Source organism: Pseudomonas rhodesiae (assembly GCF_013285305.1).
Taxonomy (GTDB): Bacteria; Pseudomonadota; Gammaproteobacteria; order Pseudomonadales; family Pseudomonadaceae; genus Aquipseudomonas; species Aquipseudomonas rhodesiae.
The window spans coordinates 713096-726999 of record NZ_CP054205.1; the positions used below are offsets into that span (position 1 = coordinate 713096).

15 protein-coding genes are annotated in these 13904 nt (G+C 63.8%); 1 reads left to right on the top strand and 14 read right to left on the bottom strand.

Features of this window, described 5'->3' with window-relative positions:
* Positions 1 to 13 precede the first annotated feature (13 nt).
* Genes HRH33_RS03075 through HRH33_RS03130 form a run of 12 tightly spaced genes read right to left on the bottom strand, consistent with a single transcriptional unit; the run spans position 14 to position 10726 of the window.
* Positions 14 to 2332, bottom strand: coding sequence for an MMPL family transporter (locus HRH33_RS03075; RefSeq protein ID WP_167416756.1), 2319 nt, complete (start codon positions 2330 to 2332; stop codon positions 14 to 16).
* Positions 2316 to 2906, bottom strand: a complete 591-nt coding sequence (locus HRH33_RS03080; protein ID WP_167416757.1) for an outer membrane lipoprotein carrier protein LolA — start codon at positions 2904 to 2906, stop codon at positions 2316 to 2318. The genes HRH33_RS03075 and HRH33_RS03080 overlap by 17 nt, the downstream gene beginning before the upstream one ends.
* Complete coding sequence (locus HRH33_RS03085; protein WP_167416758.1) at positions 2903 to 3328, bottom strand: acyl-CoA thioesterase; 426 nt, start codon at positions 3326 to 3328, stop codon at positions 2903 to 2905. The genes HRH33_RS03080 and HRH33_RS03085 overlap by 4 nt, the downstream gene beginning before the upstream one ends.
* Positions 3321 to 4862 (bottom strand): HAL/PAL/TAL family ammonia-lyase, encoded by a 1542-nt coding sequence (locus HRH33_RS03090; protein WP_167416759.1) that lies wholly within the window; start codon positions 4860 to 4862, stop codon positions 3321 to 3323. The genes HRH33_RS03085 and HRH33_RS03090 overlap by 8 nt, the downstream gene beginning before the upstream one ends.
* Positions 4846 to 5781, bottom strand: a complete 936-nt coding sequence (locus HRH33_RS03095) for a lysophospholipid acyltransferase family protein (RefSeq protein WP_167416760.1) — start codon at positions 5779 to 5781, stop codon at positions 4846 to 4848. The genes HRH33_RS03090 and HRH33_RS03095 overlap by 17 nt, the downstream gene beginning before the upstream one ends.
* Entirely contained in the window at positions 5778 to 6512 is a 735-nt protein-coding gene (locus tag HRH33_RS03100) for a glycosyltransferase family 2 protein (protein ID WP_167416761.1), read from the bottom strand. The genes HRH33_RS03095 and HRH33_RS03100 overlap by 4 nt, the downstream gene beginning before the upstream one ends.
* A complete protein-coding gene (locus HRH33_RS03105) occupies positions 6505 to 8169 on the bottom strand; it encodes an acyl-CoA synthetase family protein (RefSeq protein WP_167416762.1) in 1665 nt (554 codons plus the stop codon). Before HRH33_RS03105 ends, HRH33_RS03100 begins: the two co-directional genes overlap by 8 nt.
* Positions 8166 to 8711, bottom strand: coding sequence for a COG4648 family protein (locus HRH33_RS03110; RefSeq protein ID WP_167416763.1), 546 nt, complete (start codon positions 8709 to 8711; stop codon positions 8166 to 8168). The genes HRH33_RS03105 and HRH33_RS03110 overlap by 4 nt, the downstream gene beginning before the upstream one ends.
* Positions 8708 to 8962, bottom strand: a complete 255-nt coding sequence (locus HRH33_RS03115; RefSeq protein WP_003209389.1) for an acyl carrier protein — start codon at positions 8960 to 8962, stop codon at positions 8708 to 8710. Before HRH33_RS03115 ends, HRH33_RS03110 begins: the two co-directional genes overlap by 4 nt.
* 9 nt (positions 8963 to 8971) lie before the next feature.
* Positions 8972 to 9241, bottom strand: coding sequence for a phosphopantetheine-binding protein (locus HRH33_RS03120; protein WP_167416764.1), 270 nt, complete (start codon positions 9239 to 9241; stop codon positions 8972 to 8974).
* Entirely contained in the window at positions 9219 to 10031 is an 813-nt protein-coding gene (locus HRH33_RS03125; protein WP_167416765.1) for a lysophospholipid acyltransferase family protein, read from the bottom strand. The genes HRH33_RS03120 and HRH33_RS03125 overlap by 23 nt, the downstream gene beginning before the upstream one ends.
* The gene (locus tag HRH33_RS03130) at positions 10007 to 10726 is read right to left on the bottom strand and encodes a beta-ketoacyl synthase chain length factor (protein ID WP_167416766.1); all 720 of its coding nucleotides are present in this window, start codon (positions 10724 to 10726) and stop codon (positions 10007 to 10009) included. The genes HRH33_RS03125 and HRH33_RS03130 overlap by 25 nt, the downstream gene beginning before the upstream one ends.
* 337 nt (positions 10727 to 11063) lie before the next feature.
* Between HRH33_RS03130 and HRH33_RS03135 the strand changes: the two genes are divergently transcribed.
* On the top strand, positions 11064 to 11834 hold the full coding sequence (locus tag HRH33_RS03135; protein WP_040265801.1) for a ParA family protein: 771 nt from the start codon (positions 11064 to 11066) through the stop codon (positions 11832 to 11834).
* A 76-nt stretch (positions 11835 to 11910) separates the two neighbouring features.
* Here HRH33_RS03135 and trxC read toward each other — a convergent pair whose 3' ends face one another.
* Positions 11911 to 12345 (bottom strand): thioredoxin TrxC, encoded by a 435-nt coding sequence (gene trxC, locus HRH33_RS03140; protein ID WP_034095537.1) that lies wholly within the window; start codon positions 12343 to 12345, stop codon positions 11911 to 11913.
* An 88-nt stretch (positions 12346 to 12433) separates the two neighbouring features.
* Entirely contained in the window at positions 12434 to 13897 is a 1464-nt protein-coding gene (selO, locus tag HRH33_RS03145; protein WP_167416767.1) for a protein adenylyltransferase SelO, read from the bottom strand.
* Positions 13898 to 13904: the final 7 nt, after the last annotated feature.

Here is a 13904-nt window from a genome sequence, read left to right on the forward strand (position 1 = left end):
GCGATAATCACATTCATAAGGCATGTTTCTGTTGGCCGGCCCAGGGCGCCAGCATAAAGCTGAACGCCAGGCCCAGGCTGACCGATAGACCGAAATTACTGACTGCGGGCGTACTCGACACCGCCAGCAGGCCGAACGACAACCATGTCGTCAGCGCCGCCAGCAGTGTTCCTAGCAGGCTGACCGCAGCGCCGCCGATCTGTTCGCGCATCAGGATCGCGTAGTCGACACTGATCGCCGTCACCAGCAGCAGGCCGAACAGGCTGAACAGCGTCAACGGCTGGCCCAGCCAACCGAGGCTGGCCAGGCTGCACAGCGCGGCGAGCAATGGCAGCGCGACGATACGCAACGCACCGCCGAGGCCAAACGGCACGATCAGCAGGATGACGATCAACCCGCACGACAGCAGTTTCAATTCAGCGGCGCTGATCTGCGTGGCGGCGAACACCCGATTCAAGTCGCCCAGGCGATCCACCAGTTGCACGCCTGGCAGGTCCGCCGCCTGCGCGTGCAGCAACGCTGGGTTGTTCAAGCCTTGCAGGCTGACCATCGTCGCCACACCGCCGTCCACCGGGCCCAGCCACAGGGTGCGCCAGGGTTCGGCCAGCGGGCCCGCTAAGGCGGCATCGATATCTTCGGTGGGCAGGGCCTGCAATTGCGCGATTTCGGCGTGCAGGGCACTGGCGGGAACGCCGAGGTCCAGCAGCGGCTGCCAATGCTGCGGCAGGCGGTTCAACGCGTCACGCACTTGCTGTTGCTCGGCGGGGCGACTGACCAATTGGTTGAGGGCCAGGTAGCCTTGCAGTTTGTTCATGTTCACCAGTTGATCCAGGCGCTGGCCCAGCGTGTCCAGGCGCTCCAGCAACTGGGGTTGATCCGGCGCGCGCACCAGAAAGAACTGGCTGGTGGGCTGGAACCCGGTGATGCGCGCCACGGCCTGGGCCTCCTGGAGCAACTGCGGCGGCGCGCCGATCCATTGGCGAATGTCGTTCTTGGTGTTCAGCTGCCACAGGCCGCCTGCGCAAAACAGCAGCACCAGTGCCAGCAATACGGCACTCGGGACGCGCTTGAGCAAGGCAACGCGCAGTTGCCACAGGCGTTCGGCGATGCGCAGCGGCCATTGCGCTGGGCGCAGTTCGACGCCGTTGAGCAGCGCCGGCAACAGGCACACCGCCGACAGGTAGGCACCCACCAGCCCGGCGGCGGAGAACACGGCGATCTGGGTCAGTGCCGGGAACGGTGTCCAGGCCAGCGCCAGGTAGCCGATGCAACTGGTCGCCAGGCTCAGGCTCAGCCCCGGCAGCGTCAGGCGCAGCGCCGGCCAACTGCGCCACGGTTGCAGGCTCCAGCTTTTGGACAGGTAGTGCAGCGGGTAATCCACGGCCACGCCGATCAGGCTGGAACCCAGCACCAACGTCATCACATGCATATGGTCGAACAGCGCCACACACGCCACCGCGCCGAACAACATCCCCACCAGTACCGGCACGAACGCCAGCAGCACGCGCCAGCGCCGGAACGCCAGCAACAGCAGCAACAGGATGCCCACGGTCGCACCGCCGCCGACCCAGGTGATTTCGCGAGTGGCCTGTTGCTGACCGTTGGCGGCGTACAACAGGCCGCTGGCGGCCAGCAATTGCGCGCCATGCTCGCCGGCCTCGGCGCGGCTGGCTTGGAGCAGGTCCGCCACGCGCAGTGGCAGGTGCATGTCGAAGGCGTTGCCGGTGGTGCGCGCGCGCAGCAGCACCCAGCTCTTGCCGTCGGCATCGGCAATCAGCGCGCCGCTGCCGATGTCCAGTTGCACCGAGCCACGTTGCGGCTGGCTGTTCTGGATGCGCCCGGTCAGGCCCAGCCAATCCTCCTGGCTGGGCACCAGGCTGAACCCGGTGAAGGGGTCGAACAGCGCCTGCACCCGCTGCTGAATGAAGGCGTCGGGGTGTTCGATCAACTGTTCGCGGTCTTTGCCCGACAGTATCGCCAGGCGCCCGCGCAGCAGTTGCTCGCGCAGCGCCGGCAGGTCGGCTTGCAGGTTCCACTGCACTGTTTCAAACAGGCCGCTGGCCTGCCAACGCTCACCCAACTGTTGGGCAACGGCCACTGCCTGCTGGCGATCGGTGTGGCCCACCAGCACCAGCATCTCGCGGTTCAGCGGCTCCTGCATGCGCTGCTCGGCTTGCAGTTCCAGGGCATCCGGCGTGCTGCCGGGCACCAGCTCCATCAGGTTGGCCGACAGCGGCGCGCCATGACGCCACTGCCAGCCGGCCAGGGCCAGTACGGCCACCAGCAGGATCAGGAACAGGCGCGGCAACTGGCGCTCACTGAGCAAAGTCATGCTGCTGCGCATCGCTGAGGGGAAGGTCGGCGCGGCAGTCCTGCATGCGCAGTACGGTGCTGTCGCCCTGGGTTTCCAGCAATTCGATGGTCTGCACCAGCGCGCCGCCATTGATGTTGATCTGGTTGAACACCTGCTTGAGCAGCAGCGAGCGTGGGATCAAGGTCAGCGTCCATTGCGTGGCCTCGCCTTGAAGGTGCAGCTCGAAGTCCCGTTGCAGGCCACTGCTGTCGCCTTGCAGCACGGCGAGGAACAAGCGATTCTGCTCGGCGCCGGCGCTCTTGTTCGGCAGCAGCTGCCAGCCATTGGCATCACGGCGGGCGATGCCTTGGGCGCTGATGCGGTAATCCTGTTGCAGCGGCGTCTTGAGCAGCCACAGCAGGCCGTGGTCCTTGGCCAGGACGAAGGTGCCTTTGCTGACCAATGGCTGCGGCAGGGCGCGCAGGTGTTTTTCCTGGATAAAGCTGCCGTGGATCACCGAGGGTTTGGCCAACTGATCGCTGAGTTGTTGCAGGTCGAAGGCGTGGGCTTGAAGCGACAGCAGCAACGCACCGAGGAAGGTGATCAGTTTCATGACAAGGCCCTGTCGACGGCGTCGATGAAGACTTTGGGGGACGCCAGCTGCATCTCGCGAGTGGCGATGTCTACCGCCACCTGCACGGTGCTGGCGCGGGTCAGGCGCTCGCCGCTGGCCCGGTCGGTAATCAGGTAATTGACCTTCAAGCGGTTCTCCCACTCCACCAGGCTGGCGCGCACGTTGAGGGTCTGGCCGAACACCGCCCCGCGCACATAGCGCAGCTGCATGTCGATGACCGGCCAGGCATAGCCCGAGTCGAGCATGTGCGTGTAGTTGTGGCCGATCTTGTCCAGCAACGCGCAGCGTGCCACTTCCAGGTATTTCACGTAGTGCCCGTGCCACACCACGTGCATGGTGTCGACATCGAAAAACGGCACGAGGATCTCGGTGTCGCAGTGCAACACGCCCTGACTACGCATGCAGCCTCCAGTGTTGTTCGGCGATGCGTTGCAGACACAGGCGCAGCTCGCCTTCCAGGGCGCGGTCTTCGATCACCGGCGGGAAGTCCTTGGCCAGTTCCGCGTGCATGGCCGCCAGGGCCGGTGGCAGCGGGCGGGCATCGTCAGCCTGGGCACGCAGCCACACGCCTTGATTGGCGGCCAGCAGGGTGGCGGCGGCAACCTGCTCGGTCAGCTCCAGCACGCGGATCGCATCGCGAGCGGCGATGGTGCCCATGCTGACTTTGTCTTGGTTGTGGCATTCGGTGGAACGTGAAAACACGCTGGCCGGCATGGTGTTTTTCAGCGCTTCGGCGGTCCAGGCGCTGGTGCCGATCTGCACCGCCTTGAAGCCGTGGTTGATCATGGCGCGATCCGCCGGCGCGCCGGACAGGTTGCTCGGTAGGCCGTGGTTGTAGCGCACGTCCACCAGCAGGGCCAGTTGTCGGTCGAGCAGGTCGGCGACGTTGGCCACCAGGGTCTTGAGGCTGTCCATGGCAAAAGCGATATGCCCGCCGTAGAAATGCCCGCCGTGCAGCACGCGTTCTTCTTCGGCGTCGATGATCGGGTTGTCGTTGGCGCTATTGAGCTCGGTCTCGATAAACCCGCGCAACCAGCCCAGGCTGTCGGCCAGCACCCCGAGCACGTGGGGCGCGCAGCGCAGCGAGTAGCGGTCCTGCAGGCGATGCAGCGGCGCGGTCGGTGCGTCGATGGCCAAGTCCTGGCGCAACCACGCGGCGACTTGCATCTGACCCGGGTGCGGCTTGGCGGCGAACAGTCGTTCGTCAAAGTGCTCGGGGTTACCTTGCAGCGCCACCACGTTCAGCGCGGTAATGCGCGTGGCCAGTTGCAGCAGATAGTCGGCGCGGGCAAACGCCAGGCACGCCAGGCCGGTCATCACGGCGGTGCCGTTCATCAAGGCCAGGGCTTCCTTGGGGCGCAGCACCAGCGGCTGCCAACCCAGTTCGCGATGCACATCGGCGGCCGCGCGGCGCTCGCCACGGAACAGCACTTCACGTTCGCCGGACAGGGTCGCGGCCACGTAGGACAGCGGCGTCAGGTCGCCGCTGGCGCCCACCGAGCCTTCTTCCGGGATCAGCGGCAGTACGTCGTGTTCAACAAACGCTTGCAGGCGCTCCAGCAGTTCAACGCGCACCCCGGACACGCCGTGGCACAGCGACTGCAAGCGCGCGGCCAGCACCGCACGGGTGGCCTGGGCGTCGAGCAATTTGCCCAAGCCGCAGCCGTGGAAGGTGTACAGGTGACGGGGCAGGGCTTCGACATGCTGCAACGGTACCGCCACCACGCAAGAGTCGCCGTAGCCGGTGGTCACGCCGTAGATCACGCCTTCCTTGTCCAGCAGCGAGTCGAGGAACTGCGCGCCCTTGGCGATGCGCTGGCGATAGGCCGCGTCGCCTTGCAACTGGGTAGGCACCTGACGGTTGGCCAGGGCCAGCACGTCTTCGATGCGCAGGGGGCGTTCGCCAAAGGTTACCGGCTCAAGATGCGTCGTCATCGGTCTTCCAGAAAGGGTAAAAGTTGAACCATTGTTGGGGCGCTTCCAGGCAGAAATCAGCCAGGCGCGCGGCGTAGCGTGAGGTCCACTGGGCGATGACCTGCTCGCGGGTGCTGCGTTTCCATTCGATCGATGGCGCGAACGGCTCGATGGTCAGGCGATAACGGCCATTGTGCTTGAGGCACATCAGCAGGTTCACCGGGCAGTTGAGCAGGCCGGCCAAGAGCCAAGGGCCCTGGGGAAATGCGGCGGCATGCCCGAGGAAATCCACGCGCACCGTGCGCCCGCCGTGCAGCGGCACGCGGTCGCCGGCAATCGCCAGCCATTCGCCTTCGTCCAGGCGCTGGCTGAGCAACAGCATGGTGGCCGGGTCCAGCTCGCTGACCTGGATCAGGCGCAAATGGGTCGCGCCGGCTTCGCCCAGCAAACGGTTGAAACGTTCGGCGTGCTTGGTGTGTACCAGCACGTTCATGGTCACTTGTTCGCCGATTTCCGCCAGGGCGCGGCACACTTCCAGATTGCCCAGGTGCGCCCCCACCAGCATCTGCCCGCGCTCGCCGCGCAATTGCGCGCGTAGTTTGGCCGGGTCGTTGATATCGATTTGTTCGATGCGCAGCTTGCCGTTCCACACATCGAGCTTGTCGAGCAGGGCGTCGGCGAAGGCCATGAACTGGCCGAAGACTTTTCTATGGGAGGGGCGCAGTTCATCGCGCCCGCTCCACTCGGCCAGGCGTTGCTGGTACTGCCAGGCGCTCTGGCGCGCGGTGCGGCCGAACACGAAGAAGTACAAAACGATGCCGTACAGCACCGGGCTCAGCAGGCGCCGGCCCAGCACTTTGGCGGCGAACGCGGTGAGTTTCATCAGCCAGTAGCTGCCGCGTTCTTCGCGGTCGGCCCAGTGCTTGGTGCTGTCGCTCATGCCTGCCACCGCCGCCACAGGATCATCGGCGCGCGCACCAGCATGCCGAAGAACAAACGCGTGTGCATGGCGCTGATGCGCACGTTGTCGTGGAACAGCCGGAAGTGCGACAGGCCATCGGCCGGGTAGTGGACTTGGGTGGGCAGCCAGCGCATTGGTTGGTTGCGCCAGGCCAGGCGCACCAGGATGTCCGAGTCGAAGTCCATGCGCGTGCCGATGTAGGCCGAGTTCATCAGTGCCAACACCGGGGCCAGCGGGTACACGCGAAAGCCGCACATAGAGTCGCGGATTTGCAGCGACAGGGTGTTGATCCACACCCACACATGGGTCAGGTAGCGAGCGTACAGGCGGCCTTTGGGCACGCTGTCGTCGTATTCGGGGTAGCCGCAGATCAGCGCGTCGGGCTGGCGGCGGGAGGCGTCGATAAAAGTCTCGACTTCGCGCAGGTCGTGTTGGCCGTCGGCATCGACCTGCAAGGCATGGGTAAAGCCCTGGCGTGCGGCCTCACGAAAACCGGCCATCACCGCGCCGCCCTTGCCCTGGTTGGTCGGCAGGGTCAGCAGGGTGACATTCTCCAGCCGCGCCAATTGCGCCAGCACCGCTGCGCAGGCCGGGCTGCTGCCATCGTCCACCAACAGGCACGGCAGGCCGCTTTTCAATAGGCTATGGACCACGGCGGGCACGGCGGCTTCGTGGTTATAGACCGGGATCAGGGCGCAGGGCTTATGCATGGGCGGCTTCCAATTGGATGCGGCCGCTGGAACAGGCCGCGATGCCGTTGCGGTAGGCGAAATACAGCTTGCCGCGCTCTGCGTCGAAGCGCAGGTGCAGTTCGATCCGGTCGCCCGGGCGTATCAGTTGCTGGAACTTGAGCACTTCCATACCGGCAAAGGTCGACGGCAAATCCAGCAGTTGTTGGCCGAGGTTGAATGCCCACTCCACCTGCACCACTCCCGGCAATACCGGAGTGACCGGGAAATGCCCGCTGAAATAGGCCAGGTCCGGCGGCACGCTCAGTTGCAGTGTCCACTCGCCGTTAGCTTCAACCTGTTCCAACACCTGCGGCGCCTTGGGCCGTGGCGCCATGAGCAGCGCCGCCACGTCGGCCTGGGGCAGTTTGCCTTGGGCGTTGAGTGGCAGTTGGCTCAGCAGGCGCCAGCGGCGTGGCAGGGCCAGGGCTTCGCAATGTTGGCTCAAGTGCCGGCGCAGGGTCTGGGTAACGCTGCGCCGGCCCTGATTGCGCAGTGCATGCAGGCCGGCGGCGCTCAGCACCACCAGCGCGCCGAGGGACGCGCGGCTTTCCTGAACCACGCCCAATCGCGTTTCGGCGACCCATGGATGGGTCATCAAGGCCTGTTCGAGCATGGGCAGGGAGATACGTTTTTCTTCCAGCTTGACGATGCGGTCCAGACGTCCCAGCAGCTCGAAGCGGCCATCGGCATGCAGGCGCGCGGCGTCGGCGGTCTGCTCGATATGCCCAGGGGGCAGGTACGGCGACGCGATGCGCAGGGCGCCGTCGGCATCCTGGCTCAGGTGCACATCGGCAAACGGCTGCCAAGGTCGGTTAGCCTGGCGCCAGGCGATGCCGCCGGTTTCCGAACTGCCGAGGATTTCCGTGGGCCATTGCCGCAAGCGCTCATACAGACTGCTGGCGGCTTCCATCGGCAGCGCACCGCCGGATGAGAACACCCGCGCCACTTGGCTCAATGCCGGCCAATCGAGGTTGTCGCCCATGCGCTTGAGCAGCGCCGGGCTGGCCACCCAGGCGAACCGGGCGTGTTCGCGGCTGGCGCGCTGCAAATCTTCGGGGAAGGCCAGTTGTTGACGTACAAATGTGCGACCGGCGCACAGCGGCCACAACACGCGGAACAGCAAGCCGTAGATATGCTGCGTGGCGACGCTGCCGATGATGCAGGCACCGTCGAGGTCGGCGCCCCACAAGGTTTCCAGGGCCTGCACTTCGTTGGCCAACTGGCGCAGGGTCTTGTCGATGCGCTTGGGTTCGCCGCTGGAGCCGGAGGTGCACAGGCTCAATTGGCAGGTGTCCAGGTCCAGCGCGGACGGGCTCAGGGCAGTCTGATACAAGGCGTCGAGGTCCGCGGCCTCGGTCAGCCAGGCGTCGACGGCGTCGGCCCAGCGTTGACGGGTTTGGGGCTGCAGGTCGGCGGGCAGCAACACGCTGACCCCGGCACGCCAGGCTCCCAGTAGGGCGATTGCCAGCAGGCCGGCATCTTCCAGATGCACGGCCACGCGTTGGATGCCACGGCGTTGCAGCCCGGCGCCCAGGCGCAAGGCCTGGTCCCACAGTTGGGCGTGATTCAGGTCTGCGCACACCGAACGCTGCGCCACCGGCTCAAGCAACAGATGCTCAAGGTTCAACCAATTCATACGCGGCCCCGCACCCTTTGTCGTACCAGCCATTCCACGGCAAACAGCAGCCCCATCAGCCCGTAGGCGATCAGGCCGTTGTACAACGTCCACCAGCTCAGCGGTGCCCACAAGGTGAGGGCGGCCGCGAGCAGGCCGTTAGCTAAGAAGAAAACACTCCAGACCACCGTGACCTGGCGCGTGTACACAATTGCCTCGGGCGGCAGCTGCGGTTCCGTCATCCGCGCCAGGCGCTCAACAATCGGTGGGCCGTATTTCAGGCTCAAGCCGAACAGCGTGAGCATGAACGCACTGACCAGGCTCGGGTACCAGCGCAACAGCAGCGGGTTGTCGAACCAGGCCAGCAACAGGCAGAACACGATCACCGCCACCGCCATCCAACGGCTGCCAGGGCGCCGCGTAGCGGTGAGCGCCCGCAACAGCCATAGGCTGCCCAGCAGCAGGCCGAATTGCCACGGCGCAAAATGCTCGGTGCCGTAATACACCGCGAAGGGGTACAGCAGCCCCGCCAGCAACAGGCCAAGGCCGATCAGCCGGCTCATGCGGCTGGTTGGACCAGACGGTACACCGCCTCAACCACATCGTTCACGGTGCGCACGGCCTTGAACTCCTCGGCAGCAATCTTCTTGCCGGTCTGGCGCTTGATATGGTCGATCAGGTCCACCGCATCGATGCTGTCGATTTCCAGGTCCTGGTACAGGTTGGCGTCGAGGGTCACGCGTTCAGGTTCCAGTTCGAACAGTTCCACCAAGGCATCGCGCAGGGTGTTGAAAATATCGTCACGAGTTTGCATGGTCCGGTCTCAAGCTGCCTGGCGGGCCGTGACGAACGCCGCAAGGCTGGCCACGTTGGTGAAGTGGTTGCGAGTGTCCTTGGCGTCGGCATCGATCTTGATGCCGTACTTTTTCTGGATGGCCAGGCCCAGTTCCAGGGCGTCCACCGAATCCAGGCCCAAGCCTTCGCCGAACAGGATCTGGTCGCTGGGGATATCTTCCGCGCCGATGTCTTCCAGGCCCAGGGCCTCGATGATCAGCGTCTTTATGTCGTGCTCAAGGCGTTGTTTGTCGCTCATCTTCGGCGAGCTCCTTAATGAAATAGTGGTGCAGGTAATCGTTGAGCTTGCGTGAAGCCTGGGGCGCGGGGCCCAGTGCAGCGAACGCCTGTGGTTCTATATCGGCGCCAACCCGCAAACTGAAGTGCACGCGGCGTTTAGGAATGCGATACCAGGGTTCGGCCTTGGTCAGGGTGGTGGGGCTGACCTTGATCACGACGGGGGTGATGATTGTCGCACCTCGCAATGCAATGGCGGCGCCCCCGCGATGAAAGGCCGGCGCGGCACCGGGAGTGGTGCGGGTGCCTTCGGGAAAGATGATCAGGGTTTGCCCGCTTTGCAGTGCAGCGGCGGCGGCATCGAGCATCTCGGCGCTGCCGTCGTTGCTGATATAGCCAGCGTCGCGCACCGGCCCGCGGGTGAAGGGGTCCTGCCACAGGCTCTGCTTGACCACGCAATTGGCCTGGCGCACCAGGCCGATCAGAAACACCACATCGATCAGCGACGGGTGGTTGGCAATGATCATCTGGCCGGGGCGTCCGAGTTTTTCCGCGCCTTCGACGCTATAAGTCAGCACGCCCGCGCGTTGCATCAGGCGGATAAAGAACCAGAACAGCCAACTGATGGTGTGCCGCGCGCGCCCTCGATGCCGGGCCGCACTGCCTGGCAGGCAACTGAGCAGGGGGAACACCAGCAGGCGCAAGCACAGCCCACCGAAACCGAACAGCACGAAGCTGGCAGCGGTGGCGAACAGGCGCCAGTAGTAGGCGTCCCGGGGCTTGTTGGTCATGGCTTGCGTTGCCAATTCCATACGCGGTTCTTCCAGGCATGTTGGCAGGCACCCTGGTCGGTGAGCAGGGCGCGCAGCAGGTTCAGGGCGTGGGGCCACTGGGTTTGAGTGGCTTGGACACTGCCGGTGGTGAGTTCCAGTTGCCACTCGTCGCCTGGGGTGAGCAACAGGCCGAGTGCATACGGAAACGGCACGTCATGGATCCAACTGGTATAGGCGGCGGGCGGCTGTTCTTCGGTGATCACCAGCAGCACCGCCGGCGCGCCTTCCTGGAGCAGCGCGGCGGCTTCGAGCAGACCGTGTTCCAGGCCGTCGCCGGCGGCAGCGAGGGCGGTCATCTCGCTGGTTTCATTACGCAGGATCGACCACAGGCCGATCACGGCGTTGTGCACCGATAGGCTGAACTGGGTCGGCGACAGCGGTTGTTCGTGGGCCAGGTCGCTGAGGATATCGAGGGTGCGCGGGGTTTCGCCGTGGCGCGAAATGAACACCAGCGGCAGGTCTTGAAGGCCCTCGGCCAGCGGCCAGCCCACACTGAACGCCATGCGCGCCAGACGGCTCAAGCGCCGACGTTGTATTGCCGGCAGAAATGACACATCGGGAGAAGCTTCGCTTTCAGGCAGCAACACCGGGGCCTGGCACCACGCGTGCCAGTCGTCCGCACTCTCCAGGCCAGGGGCCCAGGCGCGCCATTGGGCGATGTTGAAATTGATCACTGAGAAGTTATCCCGCCCCTGCGGGCTTCCATGTGCGGCATTTGGCCCCGAATACCGGGACAGGCAGCAAGCGCCGAATGGCGCGCATTATCCGGGTGCCGTGGGGTTCTAGCAAACATTGGTAAAAAAATGTTCAAGGCCGATTACAAAATCGTGGGAAAGATTTGCAGATTGTCCGTTACCCAGGCGCTAGTTGGGCTGTCGGACCCTTCCTAAACCTTCGTGTGTGACGTACTACGGCTTTCGGTCGATGCAGCAGTGCATGGATGAACGAGGTAGCTAACAGGCGCTTTTGCCCTCTACACTCGGACATTCATTGATACACGGAGGTTTTTCCATGCGGCGTGTGGTGTTCAATCAGAAAGGCGGCGTGGGCAAATCCAGCATCGCCTGCAACCTGGCGGCGGTCAGCGCCAGCGAAGGCTATCGAACCCTGTTGGTTGACCTGGATGCACAAGCCAACTCTACCCAGTACCTGACCGGCCTGACTGGGGACGATATCCCCATGGGGATCGCCGATTTTTTCAAGCAAACCCTGTCTTCCGGACCGTTTTCCAAGAAGAACAAGGTGGATATCTACGAAACGCCCTTCGATAACCTGCATGTGATCACCGCTACCGCCGAGTTGGCGGACCTGCAGCCCAAGCTCGAAGCCAAGCACAAGATCAACAAGTTGCGAAAACTGCTGGACGAGCTGGACGACGATTACGACCGCATTTACCTCGATACCCCGCCAGCCTTGAATTTCTATGCGGTTTCGGCGCTGATTGCCGCTGATCGCGTATTGATCCCCTTCGATTGCGACAGTTTCTCGCGCCAGGCGCTGTACGGTCTGTTGGCGGAAATCGAAGAGTTGAAAGAAGACCATAACGAAGGGCTGGAAGTAGAAGGCATTGTGGTCAACCAATTCCAGGCCCGCGCCAGCTTGCCGCAACAGATGCTCGACGAGTTGATCGCCGAAGGCCTGCCGGTGCTGCCGGTGTACCTGGCCAGTTCGGTGCGCATGCGCGAGTCGCACCAGGAAAGCCGCCCGCTGATCCACCTGGACCCACGGCATAAGCTGACTCAGCAATTTGTGGAACTGCATAACCTGCTGGAAAACGCCTGACCTTCAAGCACCACACAGATCCAAGGTGGGAGGGGGTTGCCCCCCACCCACGGCGTCCAGCATTGTCTCGGTGCGGTTATATCCCCTGGCTACGCAACCAGCTCATCAATTGCGGCAGCGGAAACGCGCCGCTCTGGCGCGCCACTTCGCGGCCGTTCTTGAACAGGATCAAGCTGGGGATCGAGCGAATCCCCAATTGCGCCGACAACTGCTGGTTGGCCTCGCTGTCGAGCTTGGCCAGGCGGCACTTGCCTTCCAGCTGACCGGCTGCTTGTTCAAACACCGGCGCAAACGACTTGCACGGCCCGCACCAGTCGGCCCACACGTCCACCAACAGCGGCAGATCGCCCTTGATCTGGCTGGCGTAGTCGCCTTGTTTCAACTCAAACGGCTTGTTCAGCAATACGGGTTGCTTGCAACGCCCGCATTTGGGCGCATCACCCAGGCGTTCGCCGGGGATGCGGTTGAGGCCGTTGCAATGGGGGCAAGGGATGACAAGAGGTTCGGACATGATGGGCTCCTGGGGATGGCCAATGGATTCTATTTGGCGCCGCCGCCGGTGTTTATCAAGGTAGCCAGCTGGGGTCGACCTCTCGATTTCACGACGAGCAACTGATTTCCAGGTGTTTGCCCCAATCCGGAGGCCGCTGCGCGTACTGTTCCATGCCGGGCTGTTCCTCGAACGGCTTGCTCAGCACCTCATGTAGCCGCCGCACTTCGCTGTAATCGCCTGACTCGGCGGCGGTAATGGCGTTTTGTGCGAGGTAGTTACGCAGGATGTACAGCGGGTTGACCGCGTGCATGCGTTCGCGGCGTTGTTCTTCGGTGTAGTCGCCGTTCCGTGTGATCCGCGCTGTGTACAGCTTGGCCCAGGCATCGAACCCGGCCAGGTCGACAAAGTCATCACGCAAGCGGCTCACGGCCAGCGCGGCCGGTTCATCCCCCAGGCGGCGGAAGAACAAGGTGTAGTCCACGCCACTGTTCTGCATCAGTTGCAGCAGGCGTTCCACCAATTTCTGGTCAGCCTCTTCGGCCGTGGTAAGGCCCAGGCGGCGGCGCATCAAGTCCAGGTAATGGGCTTGGTACAGCGGCAGGAATAAACCCAGCGTTTCCTTCAAGGCATCGACGCTGATAAACGGCGTGAGCGCCTGGGCCAGCGCGCTGAGGTTCCATTGGCCAATCGGCACCTGGTTGCTGAAGGAATAGCGCCCTTCATGGTCGGAGTGGTTGCAGATGAAGTGCGCGTCGAAATCATCCAGAAACGCAAACGGCCCGAAGTCGAAGGTAATGCCCAGGATCGACATATTGTCAGTGTTCATCACCCCGTGGCAGAAACCATAGGCCTGCCATTTAGCGATCAGTTCGGCGTTGCGCTCGACGATTTCGCGGAACATCGCCAGGTACGGCTCCGGCTGTTCGCGGCATTCGGGGTAGTGCAGGTTGAGTACGTGCTCGGCCAGTTGCGCCAACTGCTCGGACTTTTGGGTGTAATAGAAATATTCGAAATGCCCGAAGCGGATATGGCTCGGCGCCAAGCGCAGCAGCATGGCGCCGCGCTCCTGTTTCTCGCGCCATACGGGTGTGTCGGAGCCGATCACGCACAGCGCGCGGCTGCTGGGGATGCCCAGCGCGTGCAGCGCCTCGGATGCGAGAAACTCACGGATCGACGAGCGCAAAACCGCGCGGCCATCGCCCATGCGCGAGTAAGGCGTCATTCCCGCACCTTTGAGGTGCAGGTCCCAGTGCTCGCCGGCGGCGTTGTATGCCTCGCCCAGCAGCAAGCCGCGGCCATCGCCCAGTTGTGGGCTGTAGCCGCCGAACTGATGGCCGGAATACACCATCGCCCGGGGCTCTGCTTCGGCCCACAGTTTGTGGCCGCCAAACAGCTCGGCGAACAGCGGCGTGTCGGCCACCGATGGGTCGAGGTCGAGCAAGGCCATGGCCGCAGGACTGGCCACTACCAGGCGCGGCTTGTCGAGAGGTTCGGGCAGAACGTGGGTTGAAAACGCGTCGCCCAGGCGTGCGAAGCGGTTGTCGAAGGTCAGGTCGTCGAGGGCTTTCACCGGCCAT